Origin of the sequence: Gottfriedia acidiceleris, from assembly GCF_023115465.1 — a bacterium.
Taxonomy (GTDB): Bacteria; Bacillota; Bacilli; order Bacillales; family Bacillaceae_G; genus Gottfriedia; species Gottfriedia acidiceleris_B.
Map to the genome: position 1 here is coordinate 2,009,900 of NZ_CP096034.1, position 26,444 is coordinate 2,036,343.

Sequence of the window (26,444 nt, forward strand, 5' to 3'; positions counted from 1 at the left end):
TTGAATTTTTTTAGGCATTTTACATGCATTAAAATAAAAAAACTCAGCCAATCATTTTAAATTTTGGCATGAGTCGGATTATTTATTATATACAACTAATTCATTCCCCAATATTATCTTCAAACCACTCTTGTAGCTCTTTTAATGATGTAAAGGAGAAAATTTCTTCTCCGTTTTGACCGTTATCAATACCGGTGTTCCCTCTTAAAGTAATTTGTCCTTCATCTCCAGAAATTAAAATTGCATAGGGGTGGTTTATGTTTATATACCTTGCATCTAAATCATTATCAATCCAATTCTTACTATTCAAAAATGCTTCGAAATGCTCCATTTATATTCCTCCTGTCGGTGATATTGTTCCTATTTTTAACAAAAAATAGTCCTAAAAAAATATGGGAAAAATTGGGGTGACAATATAATGAATCATGATCCTATGATCGGATGAATGTTGCTTTCGGTCATTACTTATTGAGATTAGCCAATATGAAACTGCTGGAATTCTTTGTCACAATTTCATAGTTTCTGTAATATTACCCTTTTTGAAGAGAGGTTTCAAAATTTAAAAATAAACGATAATTGAATGTATAGGACAAACTTGGTTCCGGGAAGGCTTAAAAGTAAGGAGGCGGTTAGTATAATTACTTTCGAAGTTTTATCACTGATGATTAGCTTTGGTATGTTTGTGATCGCCATTTTAGAGTTTAAAGATAAGGATAAGAATAAAAATTCTTAGAACACGCTAGTTAAGGCGTGTTTTTTTTTTTCAGATAATTTCTGTCAAATAATATTTAGGGATTTCACTTAAAGTATAGTAACTATTGTACAATTAGATTAAGAGAAAAAATCAAGAAGGTGAAAAAAGATGTATGATATTACAATTATCGGTTCAGGTGTAAGTAGCATTTTTTTAGCATATACATTATTACAATCAAATCAAAAAGTATTAATTCTTGAAAAAGGAAGGTCTTTAGAGGAAAGGGCCTGTGCTATAGACAAAGGCGGAATATGTAATTGCGATGTTTGTGGAAAATATTATGGCTTTGCAGGACTCGGTAAATCAGAAGGGAAATTTAACTATTCAAGTAATTTTGGAGGAGAATTAGCTCAAAAGGTAGGCAGAGAAAATCTTGAACAATTAATGAAAGAGGTTGACGATTTATTATGCCTTTTTGGAGGAGATTCTGTACAAAAATATTCGACTGTAAATGAAATTTTGGCTAAAAAAGCCGAGGATTGCAATTTACATATGATAACGACTGAAGTTAGACATCTTGGTACGCGTCTTTCAACTGAAATTTTCGAACGACTATATCATGAGCTAACTAGTAGGATTGATATTCGTTTTGAAGTTGATGTTAGAGATATTAAAAAGGAGAACCATCGATTCTATTTGGATACTAACTTAGGAAAATTTGAATCTAAAAACGTAGTATTTGCAACTGGTAGATCAGGAACAGAATGGTTAAATGAACAGTGTGCTTTCCTTGGAGTTAAACAAGGTAGAACTCGTTTAGATTTAGGGATTAGAGTTGAAATGAAAGAACAACAGCTTCGTTCAATTTTACAAGATACATTCGAAACGAAACTCGCTTTTGAATATGATGAATTGATTTCAACTACATATTGTATGAATCCAAAAGGAAGAATCGTTCGAAAGTTTCAAGAAGGATTAGTTATGCCTGATGGACAAAATTTTAAGGAAAAAGAAACAGGAACAACTAATTTAAATTTTACTTTATTCACACCTAAATATTTTACATCACTGAAAGAAGCAAATCTTTATGCCAATAAAATTATAGGGGAAATAAATAATGGCTTAGATCGTATCGTCGTTCAACGATTAGGTGATTTACTAAAAGGTGAGCCTACAACTAATGTGAAAATGGAAAAAAACAGTATAAAGCCAACATTAGATGCCGATTGCGGTGACCTTAAAAATGAAGTTCCGAATTTATATTTGAATATTTTACAAGGATTTTTGAATCAATTGGAAGAATTTATAGGAGAGACAATTGATGAGGATACACTTCTTTATGGAATGGATGGAAAGTTTTATTCACCGATTATAGAAACCAATTCAAACTTTCAAACGAGTATAGAAGGATTATTTGTAATTGGAGATTGCTCCGGAGTTACCCACTCGTTATCTCAAGCAGCGGCTAGTGGGATTTATTTAGGTAAGGTTTTGGCAAATAAGGATCAATATTGTATTAACTAGATTTTAAAATTCACATTGTGGGTGATTAGATGAAAAATAAAATTCATTTATATTTAATTAGACATGGTGAAACTTATTTAAATCGTTATAAAAGAATGCAAGGATGGGCAGACAGTCCATTAACAGAAGAAGGAAAACTAGTAGCCATTGAATGTGGAAATAGATTATCAGATATCCAGTTTGACCGTGTATATACTAGCGATTCTGGTAGAACTGTTGAAACGGCAGAACTAATTTTACAGCAAAACAGTTATGAAATTCCTGTAATTAGAAAATCAAAAGCCTTCCGAGAATCCTTTTTTGGTAGTTTTGAAGGAGAATTCTCAGCAGTTGCTTTAGGTAAAGTTGCAAATGATCATGGCTATTCTTCCTTTAGGGAACTATTAAGGAATCGATCTTTAGAGGATATTACAAATTTTATTAAAGAGTCTGATCCATACCATCATGCCGAGAACTACTCCGAGCTTTGGAATCGAATTGAAAAAGGGCTAAATGAACTAATTAATGAAAATAATAAAAATGATGAGAATGTATTAATTGTCACTCATGGAAATACGATTCGTAATATAGTAAAAAAGTTTTCAGAGGAATTTAATATCGAATTAGAAATAAAAAACGCTAGTATCACAATCTTGGAATACTCATCTGATACTTATAAAGTTATTTCTTTTAATCAATGAAAATGCAAAAATCAGAATAAGATAAAATAAACAAAAAAGAGAAGGATTACAACCTTCTCTTTTTTTGTAAAGTTAAATATATCATTTATTTTTCAACTTTTTATTACTATTTTTACTATTTATTACTGGTGCAGGTGCTTTAAAAAATTGCTTAATGGTTTGTCTGTTCTTAGAAAAGTTTAATTTTAGTACTGCCCCTGAATGTTCAACAGTTTCGTTTGTAAAGCCAGCATTTACAGGAATACTTAAGCGATCAATTTTTTCAATTGGCTGAGAAAAGGCAATGGAAACAAGCGAAAGTATTTCATCTAATTTTAAGTCAGTTGAAACATATTTTGTTGTTTCGTCTAATAAAAGAGGTACTCTAGCGATTCCACCAAACGTATTTAACTTTTCTTTAACGGCACTTACGACTTTTAACAATACTTCTTGCTGTCTTTGAACTCTGCCAAAATCATTATCATGATCATGTCTAAAACGTACGTATTTTAAGAGCTGTTCACCATGTAGTTTATTTTTTCCAGGTTTTATTTTTAAGTTCATATCATTAATGATTGATTGACTAACATTTACTGTTATACCTTCTGGAACAAGTGTATCTACAATCCCAACAAAACCTTTAAAATCGATAATAACCGTATGGTCAATTGGAATACCGAGATTATTATAAATTGTTTCTTTTAATAGTTTTTCTCCACCTATATAATAGGCCTGATTAATTTTTCCGTAACCATACTTATATCCTTTAATTTTAACGTATGAATCCCTTAATATTGATGCAACTTTTAAAGTCCGGTCTTCAACATTATATTGAACTACTGCAATACTATCTGAACGTGAGTTTTTTTCACCCCGAGAATCAACTCCTATAACAAGGAAAAATAATGAGTTTTTTAAAAGTTTATTTTTAAAGCTCATTTTTTGCTCGCTTATTGGATTTAATTGGCTTTGGCCATGATTTGATGGTTTAATTTGACAACTGGTCAAAAGGAAAACAAGAAAAGAAAGAAGGCATATTCGGAAGAACTTTGACATGAATCTATTACTCCTTCTATTTGTTAATTAGTCTATTTATGTATTTTAGTTTATATTTCCCCTCTATTATTTTGAAAATACATAACAAAAAAAAGAAAAAAGAGATATACCGTATTTTCCCATAAATGGAAATAATAGTTGATTGTTATGAAATAGTTCTTAATATAAAATATAGTTTGTTAAATAATCCACAATTTGGAATAAAGAAATTAGCAAAATGCTTTATTTTTTTGTAACTGTATGTGAAGTTTTTCACATTATGAGTAGTTCATTTGAAATAATATTAATCATTTCAAATGGCAATATTAAAAATAATTATGTTTGTGAAATTATTTACCAAATAATAGGTTGAATGCTAGATTTTTAATGTAAAATCTAAGAACCTAAACAAAGGAGTAAATCAAATGTTAGTAAATAGTTTTAATCCATTTGATAATCTTGCAATTTCTGCACTAGTAGCGGCTGTACCGATTCTTTTATTTCTTTTATGCTTAACAGTATTAAAAATGAAAGGTATTTATGCAGCGTTATTAAACCTTGGAATTACGATTATAATCGTACTAACGATCTTTAAATTACCAATTGGTGAATCAATCGGAAGTATTACCCAAGGAACCATACAGGGATTATGGCCAATTGGTTATATCATTGTTATGGCTGTGTGGTTATACAAAATTACAGTAGAATCTGGGAAGTTTGATATTTTACGTAGCAGTATAGTGGGTATTTCGAGTGATCAACGGATTCAGTTTTTATTGATTGGTTTTTGTTTTAATGCTTTTCTTGAAGGGGCAGCAGGTTTTGGAGTACCGATTGCTATTTGTGCGGTATTATTAGTTTCAGTCGGTTTTAAACCATTACAAGCAGCTATGTTATGTTTAATTGCGAATGGTGCATCTGGTGCGTTTGGAGCAATTGGAATACCAGTGGGAATTATTGATACATTTGGATTACATGGTGTAACTTCAATGAAAGTTTCAATCATGACTGCACTAACATTACCGATTATTAATTTTACGATTCCATTTCTGTTGATTTGGTTAATCGATGGATTTAAAGGAATTAAAGAAATTTTACCTGCAATTTTAGTAACGTCTGTTACTTATACAGTCTCTCAAGCAATTATGACAATCTTTTTAGGTCCAGAGTTAGCAGATATTATTCCTTCATTATTAACAATGGGTGTTTTAGCATTATTTCTTAAAAAATGGCAACCTAAAAATATTTTCTTACTAAATGAGAAAGAGTTTAAAACTGAATCTTATTCAATGGCTGATGTGATTAAAGCATGGTCACCATTTTATTTACTTACAATTTTCGTATTAATTTGGAGCTTAAAATCATTTAAAGGTTTATTCGCTGTTGGAGGTGCATTAGCTTCTACTGTAATAAAATTTGTTGTTCCAGGTTCTTCAATAAATGTCAGCATTGATCTAATCGGAGCAACAGGTACTGCAATACTATTAGCAGGGATAGTCACTATTTTCTCCTCTAAATCAATAAATGTAAGAAAAGGTTTTGCTCTACTAAAAAAAACAATCTCAGAATTTTGGATACCGATCATCATGATTTGTGCAATTATTAGTATCGCGAAATTGATGACATACGGAGGATTAACAAGTGCTTTAAGTCAAGCAGTTGCACACACTGGAGATGCATTTCCATTCTTATCTCCAATTTTAGGATGGATTGGGGTATTTATGACTGGTTCTGTCGTAAATAACAATACTTTATTCGCTCCAATTCAAGTTTCAGCAGGTAATATTTTAGGTACAAATCCTTCCTTATTAGTCTCAGCAAATACTGCAGGTGGGGTAATAGCAAAACTAGTTTCACCTCAGTCAATCGCAATCGCAACAGCTGCAGTAGGCGAAACAGGTAATGAATCAAAATTAACAAAAATGACTTTAAAATATAGTTTTGGATTACTAGCATTTGTTTGTATTTGGACATATATATTATCATTTATTTATTAAGCTTTTAGAGTCTTGAGATAATTTTTCTCAAGACTTTTTTATTTCTTAAAGTTGATTTTATAAAAATTGATTACTCATTCATAAACCTATAAGTTTAATAATGCTGAACGAAATATAGTCAAATGCCTATGTAACAAGGATTGTGAACCTTACATATACTTTATTGTGATTTCTAAAAGTTAAGTGAAGGAGGCAATCTATATGAAGGGTTATTCACCTTACTACGGCGGAGGCTACGGTTGTGGCTGGGGATGCGGCGGAGGATTTGCGTTAATCGTTGTATTGTTTATTTTATTAATTATCATCGGTGCATCTTTTGTAACTTGCTAAAAACTATTGAGCGTCAGCCACAGATACCGACTAACGATTAGTTAGTCGGTTTATTTCATTTTACACAGAATTCATACTGTTTTTTTAAGTCTTACTCTTTTCACCAACTTTTTAATAAGTGCATATAAAGAAGTAGGTATATAACTAGAAACTTTTACTTAATCTAGTAAATTTAAATTGTCCTAATAAACAAGGAGGACCATAAATGAAAAATCAGCTTTATAAACCTCAAAGACATTGGAAAGATATTCCTCTATGGAAAGATGTAACGGATGAACAATGGAACGATTGGTTATGGCAATTAACGAATACAGTCAGAACATTGGATGACTTGAAACAAGTGATTGATTTAACAAAGGATGAAGAGGAAGGGGTAAGAATATCAACAAAAACAATTCCATTAAATATTACTCCATACTATGCTTCATTAATGAATCCAACCGATCCACGCTGTCCCATTAGAATGCAATCTGTACCAATTAGTAAAGAATTAAATAAAACAAAATATGATTCGGAAGATCCACTAGGAGAGGATGATGATAGTCCAGTTCCTGGATTAACTCATCGATATCCAGATCGCGTGCTTTTTTTAGTTACAAATCAATGTTCAATGTATTGTCGCTACTGTACAAGACGTCGATTTTCAGGTCAAATTGGTATGGGAGTTCCCAAAAAACAATTAGATGAAGCGATTACCTATATACGTGAAAATGAAGAAGTAAGGGACGTACTTATTTCAGGTGGAGACGGATTATTAATTAATGACAATATTTTGGAATATATTTTAAAAAATTTAAGAGCAATTGATCATGTGGAAATTATTAGAATTGGTACAAGAGCTCCCGTAGTATTTCCGCAAAGAATTACTGAAAACTTATGCGAAATATTAAAAAAATACCATCCTGTATGGTTAAACACACATTTTAATACGAGCATTGAAGTAACCGAAGAAGCAAAAAAAGCATGTGAAATGCTTGCAAATGCTGGCGTTCCAGTTGGGAACCAATCAGTTATTTTAACAGGGATAAATGACAGCGTACCAATTATGAAAAAGTTAATGCATGACTTAGTAAAAATAAGAGTCAGACCATATTATATTTATCAATGTGATTTATCAGAAGGAATTGGTCATTTTAGAGCACCAGTTGCAAAAGGGTTGGAGATTATTGAGGGGTTACGAGGGCATACTTCTGGTTATGCAGTACCTACTGCATTTTTTTAATGCAGTACTTTTTATTTCATTGTATTATTATTTTTATACTAAATTTTGTGCGGATTTAACGTCTTACACAATAAAATAATTAAGAGGGGGGAGAACTTTTGAATATCTTAGAAAAAAGTAATATTGCTAGCAGCATAAACAACGTTGCCATTTACTTAAGAATATCTCAAGAGAAGAAAGGAGAAAATGCAGACACATTACTCAACCATAGAACCATGTTAATGGAATATGCTAAGGAATGTGGATGGGCATACGAACTGTACCAAGAAGTATTAAGCGGTGGTAAATCAGAGTTAAGTGAACGTCCACAACTACAACGCATGTTAAACAATATTGAATTATATGACGGAATATTGGTAGTAGAGCTAAGCCGTTTAAGCAGAAATGGGCTGATTAGTGAAAAAGTGTTGCAGACATGTGTAGATTATAATAAGCCAATCATTACAAGAGAACGAATTTACGATTTGGCAAATAGTCAATCCGACGTATTAATGTACCGTTTTGGAAGTTTAATTGCTTCACAAGAACACTCCTTAATTGGTGCGCGTAGTAAAAATAATAAGTTATCAATGGTTAAACAAGGTATGCATGTTAGTGGAACTGTCCCTTACGGTTACAAACGTAATAAGAATACTAAACGGTTAGAAATAGATGAGAAAAGTGCAGAAATTATTCGCTACATATTTAAGCTGCAAAATGAAGGATTAGGAAGTTATCGTATACGAGATTTACTTAATGCAGAAGGATATAAAAGTGCAACAGGTAAAGCGTTTAACTTACCGAGTATTAGACGTATCATTCGTAATCCAGCTTATAAGGGGATGGTAGTGTTTAATGATCGTAAGCGAGTTAAACAGAATGGTAAGTACGTTTATGTTAACGTTAACACAATAGAAGTAGAAAATGCACACCCCTCAATTGTTACTGTAGCAGAATGGGAAAAGGCAAACAGTATTCGAGATGCCAGGGCAGAAACGGCAAAGATTATTAGAGAACGACCTAGTTCTGTTACAGGTGTAACGATTTTAAAAGATTTATGTTATTGCCAAAACTGTGGTAGAAAGCTAGTTATTTGTAAAAACAATAGAAATGCAAGTTATTACATTAAAGGGTGCGAGTACTTAATGGAAGATGGTACTAAATGTCCCAATATGGGTATAAACGTTATTTATGTTGAAGAATTAGTAATGGAGGAAGTTGATAAGTTAAGAGGTGAAATAGAGCTAGAAATTGAACGCCTACTTACTAATGATACAACTGATTTAACAATCAATTTAGAAGAACAATTAATTCATATAAACGGAAAAATAGAAGAGCAAACAAAACAATTTAACAAATTAATTGAATTAGCTATTAGTGGAGTATTTACCGTTAATGAAATAGCAAGTAAGAAAGAATCAATAACAGATACAATTGAATTACTTAATGCAGAACGTGAAGAATTGACTGATAGGCTAGCAAATACTAATACTGCAACAGCAACAGAAAAGCTGTCTAATGTTTTATCTGTGTTGGATGATATTGAAAATGGTAATGCAGATCCTATGGAAATAAATACTCACTTAAAACGGTTTATACGTAAAATTTATTATAGACGTATGTTAGAACCAGATTTGAAAAACCTATCACCTAATAACCCGATACGTAGGAACTCACCGTTTACGATTGAATTAGAATACCTTTGATAACATTTGTTAACTCAGGTATTTTTTTATTTTAAATTAGATGTTGGCTCATTTTTCTTTGCAGAATATAAAACAAACAATAGTATTTTGAATGAAATATTATTAAAAAAGCTATTTGTTAGTAAATAAGATAAACAAGCCCTTCGTGTAAAAGGAAAAAAGGTCTTTCATTGAAAAGTAAATCTAAGCAGTAGACTACTTGCTTATCTTATTCAACATAATGGCAGTTTAGTGCAATAAGATACTGTATAATTAAATTCATATTAGGTGGTGGAATTATGAATTTAAAAGAAAAATTGAAGTTATTACTTAAGAAACTGTTTTTGATTTAATAAATAAAGACTTTGTAAAAATTAGTTCCAAACTAATCGAAGAACTTACAATCGAGGACATTAAAGAAGAACTAAATTACTGGGGGACACTTACAATCCCACCTGAATTAGCTTACGAGAATATTAACTATATTGAGTACAATTATGGCGAAGGATATGCAATGGAATTTGAACTTTGGATTGATAATGAGGAAAGTGACTTAACATTGTCTTGTGAAGCAATAATCGACCAATCAGATAACGTTTTATCGTTTTCAATCACAAATTTACACGTTTTATAGTTTATCGTTATTCAACTAACGCATGCATTAGTTGAAGATCATGAGTCACAGAAGTGGCTCATTTTTTATTGAAGTAAATGGCAGTTTAGTTGTATAAGGATTATCTAAAATTCTATGTAGAGAAGGTAAAAATACCCCATTACTAATACTTACTTGGTTGTTATACTTAAATTAAATATTATAATCTGGAGGATAAAAAAATGACTACCCGAGAATTTCTTAAAGAACATAGTATGAACATAACATTTAATATAACATTGATAATCTCAATTATCTTGAGATACACAGGAATATTAGAGAAAGGCAATAAATCTCTAGTCATTATTTTAATTATCTTTTTAGTCAGTTTTATAATAGTTAAGTTATTTAATAAATTATTATTAAAACAAAATTTATTAGGAAATGTGTTAGAGGAAAAAAGTAAAAGAAAATATAAGCGATTTATAAACTGGTCATATATTTTAATAGTTGTTATTGTAATTTTTGGAAGGTAATTCAACTAACGCATGCTTTTGTTTAATAACGGTAGACAAAAATGGGGGATGGAAATGAGTATTCTTGAACTACTCGGATGCTTTACTGTTGTTTTCGTTTTAAGTTATTTTATCGACTCTAAATATAAAAAAACGAAAAAGAAACACATTGTTATTGGAATCGTAATTACTACATTATTAGCTTTTATTATTCAATCGGGGATACGTTTCTTATTCAACTAACGCATGCGTTAGTTGCATAAGGTTTATTGTGTTTTACAGAAAAAATCCTCTGCTAAATTTTTAATAACAAGATAACCCCAGGTTGAAAATGTGGAGTATTTCTCCCATTCTTCTTTGTTTATTGGGCGAATTTTTTCGTAGCCTTTCATTAATTTACAGGTTTCAGAAAATACACTTTCTGATTTAAACATATCAGGAACGATATCATCTTCTTCTAGTGAACGGTAGCCTAGCACCATCCCTTCAAAACCTGTTTCATGGATAGTTTTTATATGAGCATCACCTTGCATTAAAGTCTTTTTTCCTGCAATTGATTCTGAAGTTGGCGGTTCATCACCTACCCAGTCCATTAATCCTGCCAAAAATCCTCGTTTATCTTCCTTTGAAACTTCTATTACACGACCACATGCGAATTTGTTGTTTTTTAATGGAATTGCCCAGAATTGTCCTGGAATTAAAAATGAATTTGACTTTGGTAAGAATGGATAAGATACTTTTCGCATTTTCTATAATTCTCCTATATATTTTGTATCGAACTAACGCATGCGTTAGTTACTTAACACGAGCTGCTTAAATGCGGCTTTTTTTATTGTAGTAAGTGGCAGATTAGTTAAACAATATTAGACAAATTACTTATTTTATTTGTGTTACTATCTTTATAACAACAAGATGGAATTACTTACCAAATTAAAATAGGAGGTTTATTTATGAAAAGAAAATTAGTATTATCAATTGGCTTTGTAAGTGTTCTAGCATTATCAATTGTATTTGCAAAAGACTTTCCAAATGCAAAGGTATATGCACAGACTAATGGAGACCAATACAGATTTGTATCAGTAGAAGAGCAAAATTGGAGTGAAGCTATGTTAGCTGAAGGAAAAACTGAACAAGTTACTAATGGAGATAAATACACATTCATATCAGCAGAAGAGCAAAACATGGTCGAAAATAGTTCTGCTCAACAAGGGTTTGTTCCACAAGAAAATGGGACAGGTTTCTATTTTGTAAGAGTTAAATAAATTAAACTCCTTATTCAACTAACTGATGCGATTCTTCAATAACGAAGGATCGTTTTTCTTATGCAGCTAAATGGCAGTTTAGTTAAATAAGAAAAATGTTTAAAGAACGATTATTTAGTAGATAATCGTTCTTTTTTTCTTTGTCGATTTTTATTAGAAGGATAATATTTCATATTATCGAATACCTTGTATAACAGAGTAATAAAGATATAAAGGATATGAGGTGAGAAAACTGGATATTAACAAAGAGGTTCTAAAAGGTCACATTGATACAATCATACTTTCACTCTTACACACGAAAGAAATGTATGGATATGAGTTGGCGAAGTATGTACGTGAAAAAAGTGATGAACAATTTGAATTAAAAGAAGGAACTCTTTACCTTTCTTTAAAACGCTTAGAAAAAAATGATTGGATTTCTTCTTACTGGGGAGAAGAACAAGGACCTGGTGGAAGACGAAAGTATTATAGCCTTACTGCATTAGGTAAAGAGAATTTTGAACTAAAACGTAAGGAATGGTTCTTTGTTAAACGAATTATCGATTCATTTATTGAAGGGAGCGATTCAAAATGAAACAAATTGACGCATTTGTCGATTCGGTTTATCTAAATGCTGGTGGAAATCGGAAGGAAATCCAAGAGTTAAAAGCAGAGATGAAAAGTCATTTGTTAGAAGCTGTTTACGAATTAAAATCAGAGGGAAAGTCCGAACAGGAAGCTATTAAACGTGCTATTGAGCGTTTTGGTGGAGAAAAAGAAATGCGTTCAATAGTTGGTCAATTGTTTCAAGCACAAAAAACTTTTGCCAAGTGGGTTCTATACTGTTCCATAGCTTTTCTTTTAATATTTTTATCAATCTTTGGGTTCGTTTGGCAATACGAAGAACAACATTCACACGAACTTTCAGTAATCGCTACACAAATAGCAGACGAATTAGCCAACAAGGAGAAAGTTTCTCCAGAATCGAAAAAAGAAATAGCAAAATTAGTAGAAAGTAAGGACTTTATTTCTAAAGTTAGCATTTATAGTTCAAAGAAGGTAAGAACCCAAGGAGAGGATTGGGATACTTTGAACTTAGTGAAACCAGACTATCAATATAAAAAAAACGTCTGGGCTCCTGAATGGTTAGTTCCCGACTTTTATCCTTCTGGAAGTGCAAATAAAGATTGGTATGTCGAAATGGAACACAGAAGCTTTGGTTCTTTTTCAGGTTATGTGTTATTAGCTGGATTAGTTATCTATTGGACTCTATTTACGATTTGGGCAACTGTCAATGCGTATCATAATAAACGATTAAAGACTGGCTGGGTCATTGTGTTTGCTTTGTTTAATGTGTTAGGATATTTAGTTTATAGATATCAATTTGTCTTTAGAAAGTTTAAAACAATAGTAATTAGATAAAGTGCTTATCCAACTAACGCATGCTTTAGTTAAATTAGAAAAAGCAAATGACTATGAAGTGAAGCTTCTGTTTAAGGTTCAAATTATTAGTTTTAGAAAGGTAGTAACTAGATGAGAAAAGCAAGGTTTAGGGATAAAGGAGAATGGATTGGTGATTTTTATAATCATATTCTTGTAGAATGTCCACAATGTAAAAAAGGCACAAAAATAACCTGGGTGGCTGATAAAACGAAACTAAAGTTAACTTGTCAAAAGTGTGGAATTGTTTCTGGATCGAACTTTTTTAGTAGCATCGGTGGTGAAGAAAGTTTGTGGTTACAGACACATTGTTGTGGCAAAACACTTTGGGCATACAATGAAGAGCATCTAGATTTATTAGAGAACTATGTTAGTGCAAGTTTAAGAGAACGTGTGCCAAACATTAATAAAAGTTTAGCGAGTAGATTGCCTAATTGGATCAAGAGCGCAAAAAATAGAGAAGAGGTTTTAAAAGGTATTAGTAAACTAAGAAAAAAAATGAACGAAATATAAAAAATATTTATAAGCTTATATAACTAACGCTTGCATTAGTTGAGCAACAAAATCGGCTTTTTAGTCGATTTTTTTATTCAACAAAATGGCAGTATAGTTGAATAAGAAAACTTCTAAAAATTGGAATTAGAGGACGTAGAACTCTTAAAAAAACACCCAAATTAACAAAACAAAGCCCCCAGCATCTGCTAGGGGCTTTCCATTAATGACCTGGTGGGATATAGCGTTCAAACAGCACTTTTTTCACCTTGTACTCCTTACCTGTCCACTCATATGTCAAAATAAGATCACCAATAGGCGCACCAACGAAGGTAGCTTTCACGCCAACATACGCAGTAAGCTTATTTTTTACTATATAAAAGTCTACTGGATGCGTAAAAACTTCTGTTGCATTCGAATCTATTTTGTACCCAAACAGTTCTTTGATATCGAGTCCAATTTCCTTTTGTACAGTCGTCGTAATCGTAACCCAGTCACCTTTTCTCTTCATTTTGACTAGTCTTTTCACAGCATCATCAGGGTGTTCAACAGGCTCTTCTTTGAAATGACGGGTAGGATTGATGTATTCATTTAACACGTGAATAGGATTGTCGGGATTGTCTAGTGCCACAATAATATCCTTCAGGTTGTCCCCATTTACATCCGCATGATACACATGAGGTCCATATTTGAAATCGCGCCATTTTGGAAAGTAATACAATTCACGACCATCATTTCCGACTTGCACCACATAGTTCTTCGTTGTAAAACCATCTCCTCGATTAGCTAACAAGAACACACTGTCATACCAAACTTCATCGTGTACGTAACCTACCACTACACGTTCTGCGTGAGTTTTCTCATGAATACACAGGAAAGACGCGATCAGACTGATTAGACCAATGATTAACCTTCTAGGCACAGCAGCACCACCTTTATTCATAAGTTCTCCAATTTCGTCATTTCTTATAAAAGGAAGATTAATTGAACTACTTTTGCAACAAAATGGTACCAATTTACTAGCGATGGGCTATTTGGTCAAGCGAGTGAAAAAAGGTCCATGCTGTTTAAGAAACTTCAAAAAGGTAACAGGAGAATATTTTTTCTTATTCAACATAATGGCAGTTTAGTTCAATAAGAAAGGTTTAGAAATTTAGCTAAACAATCTACAAAAGAAGGGAAAATTTTCCTTTAGATAGAAATGAATATACTTGGATATTAATTTTTATAGGGAGAATTTTAAATTATGATAAAACTAAAAGTAGTCATATACACTATTATTGTAATTTCTATATGCATTGGTGCTTTTTATTTTTTTAGTTCTAATCAGACAAACTCCATTACAGCATTGGAGGATGTCAATATTAAAAATCTTGATGTAATTAAACAACTTGAATCTCCTGACAAGAAACATAAACTAACGATTTATTTAAATGGCGGAGTTTTTATGAAGTCAGATTATAGTTATATTGGTCAGTTGAGTTCTAAAGATAAGAAGGAAAAAGAAAAATTCATATTGTGGTTACCAGGTGAACCTTTTAGTATTCAATGGATAAATAATCAAGAAATATTAGTGAATCAGAAACAAATTAATATCAACAGTGAAAACTATGATTTCAGAAATATGTAAAGTCATATCCAACTAACGCATGCATTTGTTGAATAACATGAAAGGAAAAAAGTATAAATGAGTATTGATTTCTGTATAGCAGATACAATTAATGAAGCAGCAAAATCTAGTAGATATGTAGCTTTTGAAGAAGAAGTACACGAATTCCTAATTAAAGAAGAAAAGTTTTATGTTAGAAAGAAGAATAAGGAATCTAAAAATTTAGATTTGCTTCTTGGATTAGATCCATATGGAGATAAAATATTTAATGATCAAGAAATAAAAGAATTGATAAGGATTTGTGAGTATATAATTTATAATTTCAAGAATGATTTTAATGAATTATATATTTTTTCAGTGGAATTAAAGGAACTTTGCTTAAATGCTTTAGATAAAGGAAAACAAATTGTTGCAGTAGGAGATTAATAAATAAAATTAAATTTCCTAATTGAACTAACGCAATGCGTTAGTTCAATAAGGATTAATTATTCTAAAAGAAAGGTTGCTTGAATTATAATATTTAAGTTAATAAAAAAAGACGTAAAAACGTCTTTTCATTTACCTTTTATGGATTTGTTCCTAAACTTACAACGACTGAAAATACATTGTTTTTGTTCCCATCATCATAATGGATAATTGCAATACAAGTACCTACTTCTTCAGGTGAAGGGAATGCAGGGAACACTGTTTTTAACTTATTACTTTTATACTCAATAACTGTTGTCATCTCATCTTTTGCGTATTCTTTTACCTTTGTTGCATCAGAAGGGATAAAGCCTTTGGCAATCGTAACTGCTTCGTTAAAATCTCTTCTTTTTGTCGAGGTACTTTCGAATTGAAGTGTAATATTCCAAGCTTTGTCATCAAGGAATACAGGGAGTATGTAATCATTCTCAAAGCGTCCCAATTCTTTATCACCATTATTTTCTCCATGATGTTTCTCGAATAAAGAAAGTGTATCGCCAAGACCTACTTTTGGTGAGACTGGTGATTCTAAATCTGTTGATTTTTTTACAGGTTCTGATTTCGCCTGTTCTTTTTTCTTTTTAGGTGCTTCTTTCTCAACTGGCTTGTTGTCTTTCTTTTCCTTTGCTACAACTGGAGCTGCCTTTTCTTCTTTTACATTATCTTTGGCTACATTCATAGATGGATCTTCAGAAAAAATTGAAAGAAGAATGAAAATCCCAAAAAATGCTGAAACTATGATTCTTGCAATCACTGGAAAATGTTTGTGTCTCCACATCAAATATAAACCTACTGGAAAGAAAAAAATTAAAAATAAAATTGCTACCCATTGCTTACTCATGAATAAGTACTCCTAACTTTTATTAAAGTATTTTAATTATAGCACCTTGAGGGTATTATGACATCGTTGCCCCCAAAAAATAAGTGACATTATGAAATACAGCTGGTTCGTTTGAGTTCCCAAATAAACTAGAATTTATTGGATTGTCTTGTCTGAATTGGAGAAAAATAAATGGAAGACTCCAAATAAAAGAATGAGTGTCTAATAGAGCATAATAACGAATTTCCTACTTGGAAATGTAAGTTCTTATTGAACTAAAGCGTGCATTAGTTGAACAACAAGATCGGCTGTTTAGTCGATTTTTTTTTATGTCACTAAATGGCAGATTAGTTTAAGTGAAATACTTCACAAATACAGCAGCAAGCAATAATATGCTAATAACAATGAATTTTTGTTTTGATTGGATAATTTTGTAATTTTTCACTTAAGTGTTTTTGTAATGCTAAAGATAATTTTAAAAATGGTATAATAGGCTTAATATTTTGAATTATAAATTTCCAATCGATATAGTTAAACTTATTTAAGCGAAAATATAAGGAGGAGTAGATAATGTACAGAGTTAAATTTTATTCGGCTAACGATTTTGGAGGGACTTCTCAGTTAATAAATGCAGAAAAGGTTTTGAGGGAATTTGACACTAATAAGGATATTTACAACATTAATGAAATAATCGAGTTTTATAATATTAACCAATATATTGAAAGAGGGATATATTTAAAAACTTGGTCAAGACAAGATATTAAAGATTTTAATAGTTGTTCTAAATTTTCAATAAAATTAATCGTAACATTTTTCAAGTCTATTTCGGATGAAAACTTCGGTGCCTTATATCATCAGGTCGATGTTAATTATACAGATGACTTTTGGAAATTAATAGAAAAATATAAAGTATATAAAGAATTATCTAAAGTTGCATTTGAAGAACTACTGAAACAATCGGATGTTCTATGGTACGAGTTACTTAGACATAAAAAAGTTGTAGAGCATTTTGGTGCTGTTATTAGAGAACAACTTCTCATGGAAGATTCATCAGCGGAAATAATATTAGATAAATATGAGGTTGAAAATCAAAAATCATTATTCTTACCAAATGAAATTACAACGGCAGACAAAGAAGTAATAATAAATAACTACATCAAGAGTCAAAATCCTAATCCTAATTATCTCAATTTAATAATAAATATCCAGAGCACTGGCGAATTTAGTATTTCAGATCGTACTCGTTTATACGCTAGAAAACGAGCTGAAGAGGAACAAGAACGACTTTTTGATCACGCTTCAGGCATTTCAATGGAAACTTTGGTAACTTTTCTTCCAAATCAAAAAGAGGTAGTAAAACAAGAAAATAATGAACATAATTGGAAGGTTACATATGATTTAAATTGGATTGAAAACGAAAATGATAATAACACACTTTTGAATAATTTTATTTATTTGTTTGAGTTTGTTGATTTACAAATGCGTTTTTTATTAGTTAATAAGCAGCAAGAAATGGGTGTATTTGAAAAACATTTTATGCGTTCAAAAAAAGCTTATATTAAAGGATTTGCTTTTGATCAAAAGGATATTTTATCAAAGTTACAAATGTTTGCTTATAATAGAGAGCTAAACAAACTAGGTATTAGATTAGAAGAATTGATTGAATGGTTTTTTAAAGAATATCTATTGTTAGAATTTAATATTTCTGATTTTAGAATAAAAATGCCTTCTGAAAAATCATTGTTTATTGAAAAATGTAGAGCAGTTTTACCTGAAATGGAGTCAGTACTAAAACAATTTTGTTTATTTGTTGAAGATAAGGAAATTAATCATGAACTATTACAGATGTCCTCAGGACATCTACGTTTTAGCAATATACCGAGCTTACATAATATTAAGTATGTTTATGCTAATGGAGATGAATTTAATCGCATTACCTATTACCTGTTTTCCGATCAATGTATGTTATCGTATATCGAAAGAATTGGAAGCAAGTACAAAAATTTTTATGAATTATTAATTAATGAAAATGTTTCGGTTGACGATTACGGTGGATATTATGATCTTGATTTAGAGTGGTTAATTAATCATGATTTTATCAAAGTAAATAATGAAGGGTATCTCAAAATATGTGATATTAGTAAAATAAATATATTGAAGGATTTATACAATAATGAGGTAATAAATTATTGGCGATATCCATTGGAACTTCGTGAAAAAATTAATGATATGAATAAAGTATCATTAGTAAAATTTGAAAATACATTATTCTCAAAACCTGAACAAGATTATTTAAATTATTACTTAAATAAGTCAAGATTTAATAATGCTTTAGATTTACGAAATATGTATAGTCATGGTACTCAACCAACAGGTGAAAATGTTCATAATATAAATTATATGATTTTTTTGAGGATATTTATATTAATAATTATAAAAATCAACGATGATATGTGTTTAAAAAGTAGTAGTGTATGATTAGGTAATTATTTATTTTAGTGAATACTGATAGTTTTTAAAAAAAGTGGAAGGAAGGCTCTTCACTTATTTTTTATCGAATACTTAATTTATAGTAAACCGTTAACTATTGAAATTAATCCATTTACAGGCTCAGCTAACACTTCAAATGAAAAAAAGTAACCACAAACTTACTATTCTAGAGCTTTAGTTCAACATCTTGATCGACTATTAAGTCGGTCTTTTTGTGCGACGGGCAGTCGCATAGGTTGCCGACTTTGTCAGCAACCTTCATTTTCTTAACTGGACAGAGACGGCATTGCGGTGTAACGACTGGATGAAGGATAAAATAATGAATTCCAGATGGTGAAAATCCATACTCGAGGAGACTGATCTAGCTCGTGAAGTCTAATCTAGGGCATTATCGTGAGGTAGTGTCTGAAGGAGATGCGGTAAATCGAGAGACCCGTAGACGAAAAGATAGACCCTAATGCAAGAAGTGTGAAGCACGGCGGCGGGATAAGTTGGCGACTCTGCGAAAAGTGAGGAAGCCCACTAAAACGGCATTTTCTTTAGAAGTCAGAGCGAGAAAATGTACCTTATAACGTGATGGTGCAGGGTATGTCTTGAAGGAAAATGCGATGACCCCGTGAGATCTCCACCTTACCGAACAGGCAGGGTTCTAATCTATAAAGGTAATCCGAAGTGATGAAGAACAGGTGGAGAAGTCAGACGTTCTCATAGTACAGAAGTAGTTCGGTGACCATAACACCGAATGAATGGAAGGGGAACGACCTATGGCTCCATGTCATGGACAAGATGTTATGTTAACAATTGACTTACTGCGGTAAAACCGATTGGATGAACATTAAGAAAAGGTATGGAATAGTACTGAGCCAAGAGTGGATGCATAATGCCTGGAAAGCAACTTCTTGGTAATCAATATAACATATGGGTAAGCCGTATGCCTTAATAGGGCACGTACGGTTTGATAAGGGGGAAGTCTCGTAAGAGATTTCCCTACTTTCATTTATTGTGCTGACAATAAAGTTCAATAAGAAGGACTAATATTACTAAAAATAGAATTATGAAAAAGTACGAAAAAAGGGGGAGATTTTATTAAATACGTTTATCATATTGTTCCAAAAAATATGAGTGGAGAAACACTTTTGTCCTTAAATAAAATAAAGCTTTTGGATGCAGAATTATATAAACAGTATGAAAAAAAATATTATGACCACCCTGAACGACCAAAACTTTTGGAAAAAGAAATTCCAAAATTGGATTGCTTGTGGAATGATGTCATTCATTTTTTACCCATACATCCACATCTTGTTTATGATACTCTAAGAACTGTTGGTGTTAAAGTAAAAGCAGATTTAATGTTTTATAAGATCCCGACTAAAAACTTAGTAAATAATATGAATGTGATTTATTTATACCGTAAAGAAAAATATTTAGGACCTTCTTCGAAAATAAATAGCGAAGATGTTCATTTTATTGATATTGAGGAATATGAAGAAATTACTGAGCTTTCAATAGATACCCGAAATTACTATGAAGGAGAAAATAAGAAAGGCAATAAGTTTGGAATGTTTCCATTTATTCCTCACATTTTAAGCTTAGGAGAAGTAAGTGTTTTAGAAGCAGAGGTAATAAATTGGAGACTAAACAACTAGAAATACTATTACCCTATTGAACTAACGCATGCGTTAGTTACATAAGAAACAAAAAGGATCTTTTTCTTTACGATGGATCCTTTTTTTAATTAGTATTTATTTTGGAGGTTTAGAATGCTTAATTGATAAGAGCTTAACCTTTGAAGCAGCTATGTTTCTTTTATTCATTTCCTTATTAAAAAGAAGAGGAGACACACCGAAAGCTATGGTATCTTGCCCAAGTCGTTTTCCTTTTTCCTTGTTTTCGTAAGTTAAAACTGTAAATCGAACTATATACGGATGACTTAAGTTTCTATTTGGTCTAAAACCTTTTATCTCTAAGAATTCATAATTTCAAATTCACTCCTTAAAGGTATTTTTGATTAAAAACCAATAGTTATTCAACCAACCCATACTTTAGTTCAATAGAAGGGCTGTTACGGCAGTCCTTTTTATAATGGATTCAGGATATGAGCAAGGAAATTATTAATTTTATAGAGAATATTGATATATAAAGATGAAATTCTATCACTTATAAGATTATTAGATTTTTGGAGGAACAAAAATGATCGATGTTAGGAAAGATGAAGCAAAGCAAAAAGTTGATATTGGTGGAATCGAGTTACATTATGAGTTTTTTGGAGTAAAAAATGCAAATGTAACAATGGTATTTGACTCTGGATATGGATGGGACCTAAATAATTGGAAAACGATTAGGAATGAAGTATCAAAGTTTGCGAAGATGTTTATATATGATAGAGCAGGAATTGGTGAAAGTGGAAAAGATGATAGACCCCGACATAGTAAGCAAAATGTTGAAAACCTTCGTACTTTACTTCAAAAAGTAGGAGTGAAACCACCATATGTATTAGTTGGACACTCTTTTGGTGGAGCAAATGTTAGGTTATTTGCAAGTGAACATCCTGAAGAAATTGCTGGGGTAATTCTTTTGGACTCAGTTCATGAGGATCAGAATAAATATATGGCACCTTTATTTTCAGATAAAGTTAAAGAAGAATATTATGGTCAATTTAGATTTGAAGCTTCATTAAATGAATTTGAAGAAAGTCTTGAACAAATTCGTGAGACTAAGTCACTCGGAAATATTCCACTTTTGGTCGTTACTGGTGGTACACAACCTTATCATACACCTGAGTCTTGGATTTACTGGACTAAATTTCAAAAAGAACTTGTTAAATTGTCCTCAAATAGTAAACATATCATAGTCAATGATGCTGGTCATGCTATACATATCGATCGTCCAGATGCAGTTATAAAAGCATTAAAAGAAATGAATGAAATCGTAAGATAACACAATGTCAGAAAATTGTCTTATGCAACTAACGCATGCTTAGTTGAATTAGAAATATAAAAAAGCTGCTAACTTAATGCTTAGCAGCCTCATATTTTTTAAGAAGTCAATTCTCTTGTTTTTGCGTTAGCGATCGCTTCGCCTAATCCGCTTAACTGTCCGCCGACTGTTCGGTTTATAATAAATTTCGGATGAAAGAAATTTATAAAATTATCTTCAAAGTTATAAATGGAATATGTTTTATAAGCAAAGATTCTAGTTGTGTCTAAAGCTCTGAAACTGTCAATCGACAACATAGAATTATCTTTATTTCCAAAGATTAAACGGTCAAATTCTTTTTGGTTGCTCCAATGTGCCATAATACGCTTTTTTATATTTTTGCTTTGCCCTATATAAACTTGTTTGTATTCATCGAGAACCATCATGTAATACCCAGTAACATTCTCAAAATCATTAAGATTAGTAACTTCTACAAACACTTCATTATCTAAAAGAAAATCATTAATTTCTACATGAAAATCTTCTTTATTTAAAGAGCTGAAATTTTTCATATTCAGATCAAAGTTATAAAAACAATTTTCTGTATGTCTACTAATAAACTCATCATCGTAAATCTTTGTATATCTTCTAAAATATGGTGGTTCTTCGCATCTTTCGACTGAAGGAAAGGAACTTTTATTACTTACTTTTATGTAGTTTTCTTTAGTTAATTTTAACCCGTCTGATTTTGTACGAACGTTTACTCCAAAGTGTTCAATCATTCCCCGAATAACTTGAAGTTCATCATATTTTATAACTTCACCTTCTTTTGTTCTTATTTCTCCTGTTTTTTCCCACTCTGTACAGTGACTTTTACAACAACCTTTTTTTATGCCTTGCTTGTCACAATCTTCTACAATACAAACTTTAGTATTTCTTGGCACGTTATCCCCTCCTATATCTATCTTCCTATTGGTTTAATTATACAATGCTTAGAGCGAATGGGACGACAAGTCATGCGCGCAGCTCATTTTAATTGCGGCAAATAGGCGCATACTAACAATACTTTTGGCGCATCGCCCCTGATTAGTTCCGCTATTCTTTTTCTTTAAATGGACATACTAACATTGGTTTCTTAATTAAATATCATCGTTTCCGTAATTCCTTAAAGAGCCTTGTTGGTACTGCCCTACCGATAGGGCTTTTTTTGTTTTTTTACAATTTAAAGGAAAACTATTAATTTGAAGTGTATATTGGAAAAAAGAAATGAATGACTGTAGACAATTGCTAATTTATTTGGCAGTTGTCTTTTTTGTTTTTACTTGTGTACATGAGTTATTACAAAAAGCATTTTTATATAAGTACAATTTGTTTTTTATTGAGAATGAAAAAATGTTAACTGGTCATACTATTGGTATTAATTGAAAGGATGATAACCATGAAAAAACATGAAATTCAAAAATTATCTATAGGATCAATTCGATATGTATATGACGAACAAGCAGCATCTAAATGGTTCAACACATATGTAGAAATAGTAAAAGAAAATCTTATCAACAATGCGTCTAAAATAGATGGACAAACGTATATTGAAAATGAAGGGAGTTGATGCAATCAGTGAAAAAAACTGTAGCCTATTTTCGTAATTCCACAGATTTACAAGAGAATTCAATTCAGATGCAAAAATCTATGGCTTTACATTATTCGAGTAAGAAAAGGATTATCATTGATGAAGAATTTGAAGACGTGGATACGTCTGCTAGAAAACGGAGTTTAAAAGATCGACCTGGTATTAGTAAAATAATGAAACAAATAGGACATGGATTAATTGAAGGAATTGTGGTATATAAACGGGATCGCCTAGCAAGAAATATACAAGAACATTTAGAATTGTATCAGCTTTTTAAAAACCATGGTATCACGGTTCACTTTACTTCACAAAATGAAGTACCTATGATGTATACACCTGTTGGGGAATATTTAGAAACAATTCTTGGTGCCATGGCTGAGCACGAAGGTAAGCAAATTGCTCTTCGCATTTTAGAAACCAGGATTGCAAATTATACAAAAGGAATTAAAGTAGGAAATCCTCCATTTGGGTATAAAGTAATTAAAGTTGAAAATGAATTGCCTTCCATTGTAATAGATGAAGAGGATATTAAAATTGTCAAAGCTATATTTGAGGCAGTCTTAAGTGAAAAGTATGAAAGCATTTCGGCTATTTACAATTATTTAAATACTGAAGGGAAAGGATTAACGAGATTTACAAAAGCAGGTGAAGTTCGTAAATGGGATACAAATCAATTACAAGACATAGTGGGAAACATGATGTATGCGGGTACTAGAATCATGAATTTTAATAACGAACCCTTTCCCAAAAAGTACGATGATTTAGCAATTATCACTGAAGAGCAATGGAATGATGCAAATAGAATTTTTGAAAGACTTCTAGAGAATAATGGCAAAAGAGTTAAATTCCGTTGTCCATTTTTAAAATTCCTTTATTGTAAGGAGTGTAAAACAAAGGTAATTCTAAGCAAACAAATGGTCAAAGGGAAAAATTATCGGATTGTAATATGTGAAAACGAGGGATGCTTAACAAAAGCTTATTTAGACGATATTGAACAGAATATTAAAGTACAATCAGTATATTTCTTTGAAAATCTTCTTTCTAAACATTTTAGTGAACTATATAATCGACAGCAAAAAGCAAATATAAATAGATTAAAGTTACTCATTGAGAAAAATAATCGTAACGTAAAACAATTAGAAAAAGAAGCAATTCAAAAGACAGAGAAATTTGCAAAAAATAGAAAACAAATACATAAGGATGAACTAATTATTTGTTATCGTAGGTTAAAAGAGATTAAGAAAGAAATAGCTTATTATTATGAGAAGTTAGAAGAAATTAAGGAGTTTATGGATAAAATGAAGGAGTCGCATGAGCTTTTTAAAAGTGATATTTTAAATAAATTAGCCAATGATGAGTTGGAAGTATTTTATTCTGATATTATTGATAAAATCAATATTAGTCGTTACGAGATAGATTTTCATTTTAAACATCCATTTTTTACAGCAAGGGAGATGTATGATCATGAAACAAAAACAGCTAACTTATCATGAAGTCCTTCAACCTTATCGTAAAGCAGCATTTTATGCTCGATACTCAACAGATAAACAGGACTTCATTATGCAAAAAAACGCTGTTAAGAATTTTCTGGCTGAATATGGTTGTGTTTTTCTTGATGATCACCAGTACATAGATGAGGGTATATCAGCTATTAAGATTCCACTGGAAAAAAGAACGAGATTACAAAAAATGAAAAATGCAGCAAAGAATGGAGAATTTGATTTTATAGTTATCTATAAGGACGATCGAATAGCACGGGACACACTTGAACATCAACAGTTCAGAAAAGAAATGAATGAAATAAATATGCCAGTTGTTAGTGCATCAGACAGGGAATTATATACATCATTGGATGTGATTCCTCGTGCTGTAAAAGATGGGATGACACGAATGGAATATGTAAACATTCGAGAGCGTACCTCTGATACATTAAGAAGCAAAAAAGAAAGAGGAGAGTGGACAGGTGGAAAAGCTCCTTTTGGGTATAAATATGATATTAATACAAAAAGTTTTTCTTTAATTGAAGAGGAAAAACAAATTGTAATTAAAATCTTTGAATGGTTTAAATTAGGATATGGTTTTAATGAAATTGTTGTAAAAATTAAGAATGAATGGAATGATGGAATTAAAAAATGGAGTAAAGATAAAGTGAAAATGATTTTAACAAATCCATTTTATGCAGGATACATTACAGCGAATCGTTTGGAAAACAATAAATTGACTGATCGGAATCAATGGAAATTTGCTAGGAATTCGACGATTATACCCATAATCTCATTTGAAGAATGGGAATATGTAATGCAAATATATGAAAAGAAGAAAAGCAAAGGTCATAATCCTAAACGTTTTAATACACCCTTTTATTTGAAAGATATCTTGAGGTGTCAGTACTGTCATAGTATCTTAAAGACCAAGAATCAAAAGAAGACAGTATATACTACTGTAGGGGATAAAAAGGATTATGGGAACGTATTTTACTTTTGTGACTCTGAAAAATGTTTATTTAGTTTAGAGGCAGATAAAATCCACAAATTTTTTGAAGAGGAAATACTTCCTAGTTTATTGGCATCCAGTAAAGATAAAGCTGAGAGTAAGGCAAAACAAGAATTAAGTATTGATCGTAAAAATTTAGTAGATACAATAGTTCATTTAAAAGAACATGCACGAGAACATAGTGTTTTAATAAGTGAAATGGAAATATTTCAGAAAGAAATGTTTTATAAGGATATGGATGATAATGAAGAAAATGCGTTATTTCTGGAATCTCTGACACATTATCAATTATTTAAGCAGAAAGAAAAAGATCAAATACTTAATCAAATTACGAACTTAGAAAAAAAACTTATGCAGTTAGAAAAAGCAATTAAATATACTGAGAAAGCTCTTTTAGTGACTCCATTGTTGGATGTAGGTGATCAAGTTCAGATTCGAAGATTGATTTTAGAATTAGATCCAGTTCTATATGTAGATTTAGATGGAAAGCTGCATTTAGAGGTAAATCAATTAAATAATTGAGATAAACCAAGAACATTTGAGTTCCTGGTTTTTTTTTGTGAAAATATATTTTTCTTAATTTTTTAAAAATTTATAACTTATAAAAGGCAGAAAA

Annotated in this window: 27 protein-coding genes and 1 pseudogene; 22 read left to right on the plus strand and 6 right to left on the minus strand. The window is 31.2% G+C overall.

Annotated features, from left to right (window positions below):
* Window positions 1–100 precede the first annotated feature (100 nt).
* Window positions 101–331, minus strand: coding sequence for a hypothetical protein (locus MY490_RS09735; protein ID WP_248269003.1), 231 nt, complete (start codon window positions 329–331; stop codon window positions 101–103).
* 345 nt (window positions 332–676) lie between these two features.
* Here MY490_RS09735 and MY490_RS22315 point away from each other — a divergent pair, with 345 nt between their 5' ends.
* The 3 genes from MY490_RS22315 (at window position 677) to MY490_RS09745 (ending at window position 2,898) form a co-directional block, all read left to right on the plus strand.
* Window positions 677–733 (plus strand): hypothetical protein, encoded by a 57-nt coding sequence (locus MY490_RS22315; protein WP_432707069.1) that lies wholly within the window; start codon window positions 677–679, stop codon window positions 731–733.
* A 129-nt stretch (window positions 734–862) separates the two neighbouring features.
* Entirely contained in the window at window positions 863–2,218 is a 1,356-nt protein-coding gene (locus MY490_RS09740; protein WP_248269004.1) for an NAD(P)/FAD-dependent oxidoreductase, read from the plus strand.
* Between the two features lie 29 nt (window positions 2,219–2,247).
* The gene (locus MY490_RS09745) at window positions 2,248–2,898 is read left to right on the plus strand and encodes a histidine phosphatase family protein (protein ID WP_248269005.1); all 651 of its coding nucleotides are present in this window, start codon (window positions 2,248–2,250) and stop codon (window positions 2,896–2,898) included.
* 81 nt (window positions 2,899–2,979) lie between these two features.
* Here MY490_RS09745 and MY490_RS09750 read toward each other — a convergent pair whose 3' ends face one another.
* A complete protein-coding gene (locus MY490_RS09750; RefSeq protein ID WP_248269006.1) occupies window positions 2,980–3,933 on the minus strand; it encodes an LCP family protein in 954 nt (317 codons plus the stop codon).
* Between the two features lie 404 nt (window positions 3,934–4,337).
* Between MY490_RS09750 and MY490_RS09755 the strand changes: the two genes are divergently transcribed.
* From MY490_RS09755 to MY490_RS09780, 7 genes and pseudogenes are all read left to right on the plus strand, one after another.
* Complete coding sequence (locus MY490_RS09755; RefSeq protein WP_248269007.1) at window positions 4,338–5,909, plus strand: L-lactate permease; 1,572 nt, start codon at window positions 4,338–4,340, stop codon at window positions 5,907–5,909.
* Between the two features lie 201 nt (window positions 5,910–6,110).
* Window positions 6,111–6,239, plus strand: coding sequence for a YjcZ family sporulation protein (locus MY490_RS09760; RefSeq protein ID WP_088010572.1), 129 nt, complete (start codon window positions 6,111–6,113; stop codon window positions 6,237–6,239).
* 205 nt (window positions 6,240–6,444) lie between these two features.
* Window positions 6,445–7,449, plus strand: a pseudogene (locus tag MY490_RS09765) (KamA family radical SAM protein); the annotation flags it as partial.
* Between the two features lie 110 nt (window positions 7,450–7,559).
* Window positions 7,560–9,146 (plus strand): recombinase family protein, encoded by a 1,587-nt coding sequence (locus tag MY490_RS09770; RefSeq protein ID WP_248269008.1) that lies wholly within the window; start codon window positions 7,560–7,562, stop codon window positions 9,144–9,146.
* A gap of 391 nt (window positions 9,147–9,537) precedes the next feature.
* Window positions 9,538–9,759, plus strand: coding sequence for a DUF7668 domain-containing protein (locus tag MY490_RS22320; RefSeq protein WP_432707070.1), 222 nt, complete (start codon window positions 9,538–9,540; stop codon window positions 9,757–9,759).
* Window positions 9,760–9,959: 200 nt separating this feature from the next.
* On the plus strand, window positions 9,960–10,253 hold the full coding sequence (locus tag MY490_RS09775) for a hypothetical protein (RefSeq protein ID WP_248269009.1): 294 nt from the start codon (window positions 9,960–9,962) through the stop codon (window positions 10,251–10,253).
* Between the two features lie 54 nt (window positions 10,254–10,307).
* Window positions 10,308–10,475 (plus strand): hypothetical protein, encoded by a 168-nt coding sequence (locus tag MY490_RS09780; protein ID WP_248269010.1) that lies wholly within the window; start codon window positions 10,308–10,310, stop codon window positions 10,473–10,475.
* A 23-nt stretch (window positions 10,476–10,498) separates the two neighbouring features.
* On the opposite strand, the gene MY490_RS09785 is transcribed toward MY490_RS09780, so the two are convergent.
* Window positions 10,499–10,978, minus strand: coding sequence for an Imm26 family immunity protein (locus tag MY490_RS09785; RefSeq protein WP_248269011.1), 480 nt, complete (start codon window positions 10,976–10,978; stop codon window positions 10,499–10,501).
* Window positions 10,979–11,182: 204 nt separating this feature from the next.
* Between MY490_RS09785 and MY490_RS09790 the strand changes: the two genes are divergently transcribed.
* From MY490_RS09790 to MY490_RS09805, 4 genes are all read left to right on the plus strand, one after another.
* Window positions 11,183–11,494 carry a hypothetical protein gene (locus tag MY490_RS09790; protein ID WP_248269012.1) on the plus strand — a complete coding sequence of 104 codons (312 nt, stop codon included), beginning with the start codon at window positions 11,183–11,185 and terminating at the stop codon, window positions 11,492–11,494.
* A gap of 232 nt (window positions 11,495–11,726) precedes the next feature.
* Window positions 11,727–12,068: a PadR family transcriptional regulator gene (locus tag MY490_RS09795; protein WP_248269351.1), complete on the plus strand. Its 342-nt coding sequence runs from the start codon at window positions 11,727–11,729 to the stop codon at window positions 12,066–12,068.
* A complete protein-coding gene (locus MY490_RS09800; RefSeq protein ID WP_248269013.1) occupies window positions 12,065–12,895 on the plus strand; it encodes a permease prefix domain 1-containing protein in 831 nt (276 codons plus the stop codon). The genes MY490_RS09795 and MY490_RS09800 overlap by 4 nt, the downstream gene beginning before the upstream one ends.
* Before the next feature lie 111 nt (window positions 12,896–13,006).
* Window positions 13,007–13,426 (plus strand): hypothetical protein, encoded by a 420-nt coding sequence (locus MY490_RS09805; protein ID WP_248269014.1) that lies wholly within the window; start codon window positions 13,007–13,009, stop codon window positions 13,424–13,426.
* Window positions 13,427–13,628: 202 nt separating this feature from the next.
* Here the strand turns inward: MY490_RS09805 and MY490_RS09810 are convergent, their stop codons facing one another.
* Complete coding sequence (locus tag MY490_RS09810; RefSeq protein ID WP_248269015.1) at window positions 13,629–14,420, minus strand: hypothetical protein; 792 nt, start codon at window positions 14,418–14,420, stop codon at window positions 13,629–13,631.
* Between the two features lie 231 nt (window positions 14,421–14,651).
* Between MY490_RS09810 and MY490_RS09815 the strand changes: the two genes are divergently transcribed.
* Window positions 14,652–15,035, plus strand: a complete 384-nt coding sequence (locus tag MY490_RS09815) for a DUF5412 family protein (protein ID WP_248269016.1) — start codon at window positions 14,652–14,654, stop codon at window positions 15,033–15,035.
* Window positions 15,036–15,092: 57 nt separating this feature from the next.
* On the plus strand, window positions 15,093–15,440 hold the full coding sequence (locus MY490_RS09820) for a hypothetical protein (protein ID WP_248269017.1): 348 nt from the start codon (window positions 15,093–15,095) through the stop codon (window positions 15,438–15,440).
* Window positions 15,441–15,579: 139 nt separating this feature from the next.
* Here MY490_RS09820 and MY490_RS09825 read toward each other — a convergent pair whose 3' ends face one another.
* Window positions 15,580–16,320: a hypothetical protein gene (locus tag MY490_RS09825; RefSeq protein ID WP_248269018.1), complete on the minus strand. Its 741-nt coding sequence runs from the start codon at window positions 16,318–16,320 to the stop codon at window positions 15,580–15,582.
* A 549-nt stretch (window positions 16,321–16,869) separates the two neighbouring features.
* Between MY490_RS09825 and MY490_RS09830 the strand changes: the two genes are divergently transcribed.
* The 3 genes from MY490_RS09830 to MY490_RS09840 all read left to right on the plus strand — a co-directional run bounded on the left by MY490_RS09830 (window position 16,870) and on the right by MY490_RS09840 (window position 21,726).
* Window positions 16,870–18,777 carry a hypothetical protein gene (locus MY490_RS09830; protein ID WP_248269019.1) on the plus strand — a complete coding sequence of 636 codons (1,908 nt, stop codon included), beginning with the start codon at window positions 16,870–16,872 and terminating at the stop codon, window positions 18,775–18,777.
* 1,148 nt (window positions 18,778–19,925) lie between these two features.
* Window positions 19,926–20,435 carry a group-specific protein gene (locus MY490_RS09835; RefSeq protein ID WP_248269020.1) on the plus strand — a complete coding sequence of 170 codons (510 nt, stop codon included), beginning with the start codon at window positions 19,926–19,928 and terminating at the stop codon, window positions 20,433–20,435.
* A gap of 544 nt (window positions 20,436–20,979) precedes the next feature.
* On the plus strand, window positions 20,980–21,726 hold the full coding sequence (locus MY490_RS09840) for an alpha/beta fold hydrolase (RefSeq protein WP_248269021.1): 747 nt from the start codon (window positions 20,980–20,982) through the stop codon (window positions 21,724–21,726).
* A gap of 98 nt (window positions 21,727–21,824) precedes the next feature.
* On the opposite strand, the gene MY490_RS09845 is transcribed toward MY490_RS09840, so the two are convergent.
* On the minus strand, window positions 21,825–22,649 hold the full coding sequence (locus tag MY490_RS09845) for a GIY-YIG nuclease family protein (RefSeq protein WP_248269022.1): 825 nt from the start codon (window positions 22,647–22,649) through the stop codon (window positions 21,825–21,827).
* Window positions 22,650–23,143: 494 nt separating this feature from the next.
* Here MY490_RS09845 and MY490_RS09850 point away from each other — a divergent pair, with 494 nt between their 5' ends.
* The 3 genes from MY490_RS09850 to MY490_RS09860 are packed head-to-tail and all read left to right on the plus strand — an operon-like array spanning window position 23,144 to window position 26,350.
* The gene (locus MY490_RS09850; protein ID WP_248269023.1) at window positions 23,144–23,314 is read left to right on the plus strand and encodes a hypothetical protein; all 171 of its coding nucleotides are present in this window, start codon (window positions 23,144–23,146) and stop codon (window positions 23,312–23,314) included.
* Window positions 23,314–24,828, plus strand: a complete 1,515-nt coding sequence (locus MY490_RS09855) for a recombinase family protein (RefSeq protein ID WP_248269024.1) — start codon at window positions 23,314–23,316, stop codon at window positions 24,826–24,828. The genes MY490_RS09850 and MY490_RS09855 overlap by 1 nt, the downstream gene beginning before the upstream one ends.
* Window positions 24,800–26,350 (plus strand): recombinase family protein, encoded by a 1,551-nt coding sequence (locus MY490_RS09860; RefSeq protein WP_248269025.1) that lies wholly within the window; start codon window positions 24,800–24,802, stop codon window positions 26,348–26,350. Before MY490_RS09855 ends, MY490_RS09860 begins: the two co-directional genes overlap by 29 nt.
* The last annotated feature ends 94 nt before the right edge of the window (window positions 26,351–26,444 follow it).

Coding starts and splice junctions, on each gene's coding strand:
- MY490_RS09735 (WP_248269003.1), bottom strand. CDS start 331: ATGGAGCATTTCGAAGCATTTTTGAATAGTAAGAATTGGATTGATAAT.
- MY490_RS09740 (WP_248269004.1), top strand. CDS start 863: ATGTATGATATTACAATTATCGGTTCAGGTGTAAGTAGCATTTTTTTA.
- MY490_RS09745 (WP_248269005.1), top strand. CDS start 2,248: ATGAAAAATAAAATTCATTTATATTTAATTAGACATGGTGAAACTTAT.
- MY490_RS09750 (WP_248269006.1), bottom strand. CDS start 3,933: ATGTCAAAGTTCTTCCGAATATGCCTTCTTTCTTTTCTTGTTTTCCTT.
- MY490_RS09755 (WP_248269007.1), top strand. CDS start 4,338: ATGTTAGTAAATAGTTTTAATCCATTTGATAATCTTGCAATTTCTGCA.
- MY490_RS09760 (WP_088010572.1), top strand. CDS start 6,111: ATGAAGGGTTATTCACCTTACTACGGCGGAGGCTACGGTTGTGGCTGG.
- MY490_RS09775 (WP_248269009.1), top strand. CDS start 9,960: ATGACTACCCGAGAATTTCTTAAAGAACATAGTATGAACATAACATTT.
- MY490_RS09780 (WP_248269010.1), top strand. CDS start 10,308: ATGAGTATTCTTGAACTACTCGGATGCTTTACTGTTGTTTTCGTTTTA.
- MY490_RS09785 (WP_248269011.1), bottom strand. CDS start 10,978: ATGCGAAAAGTATCTTATCCATTCTTACCAAAGTCAAATTCATTTTTA.
- MY490_RS09790 (WP_248269012.1), top strand. CDS start 11,183: ATGAAAAGAAAATTAGTATTATCAATTGGCTTTGTAAGTGTTCTAGCA.
- MY490_RS09800 (WP_248269013.1), top strand. CDS start 12,065: ATGAAACAAATTGACGCATTTGTCGATTCGGTTTATCTAAATGCTGGT.
- MY490_RS09805 (WP_248269014.1), top strand. CDS start 13,007: ATGAGAAAAGCAAGGTTTAGGGATAAAGGAGAATGGATTGGTGATTTT.
- MY490_RS09815 (WP_248269016.1), top strand. CDS start 14,652: ATGATAAAACTAAAAGTAGTCATATACACTATTATTGTAATTTCTATA.
- MY490_RS09820 (WP_248269017.1), top strand. CDS start 15,093: ATGAGTATTGATTTCTGTATAGCAGATACAATTAATGAAGCAGCAAAA.
- MY490_RS09825 (WP_248269018.1), bottom strand. CDS start 16,320: ATGAGTAAGCAATGGGTAGCAATTTTATTTTTAATTTTTTTCTTTCCA.
- MY490_RS09830 (WP_248269019.1), top strand. CDS start 16,870: ATGTACAGAGTTAAATTTTATTCGGCTAACGATTTTGGAGGGACTTCT.
- MY490_RS09840 (WP_248269021.1), top strand. CDS start 20,980: ATGATCGATGTTAGGAAAGATGAAGCAAAGCAAAAAGTTGATATTGGT.
- MY490_RS09850 (WP_248269023.1), top strand. CDS start 23,144: ATGAAAAAACATGAAATTCAAAAATTATCTATAGGATCAATTCGATAT.
- MY490_RS09855 (WP_248269024.1), top strand. CDS start 23,314: ATGCAATCAGTGAAAAAAACTGTAGCCTATTTTCGTAATTCCACAGAT.
- MY490_RS09860 (WP_248269025.1), top strand. CDS start 24,800: ATGAAACAAAAACAGCTAACTTATCATGAAGTCCTTCAACCTTATCGT.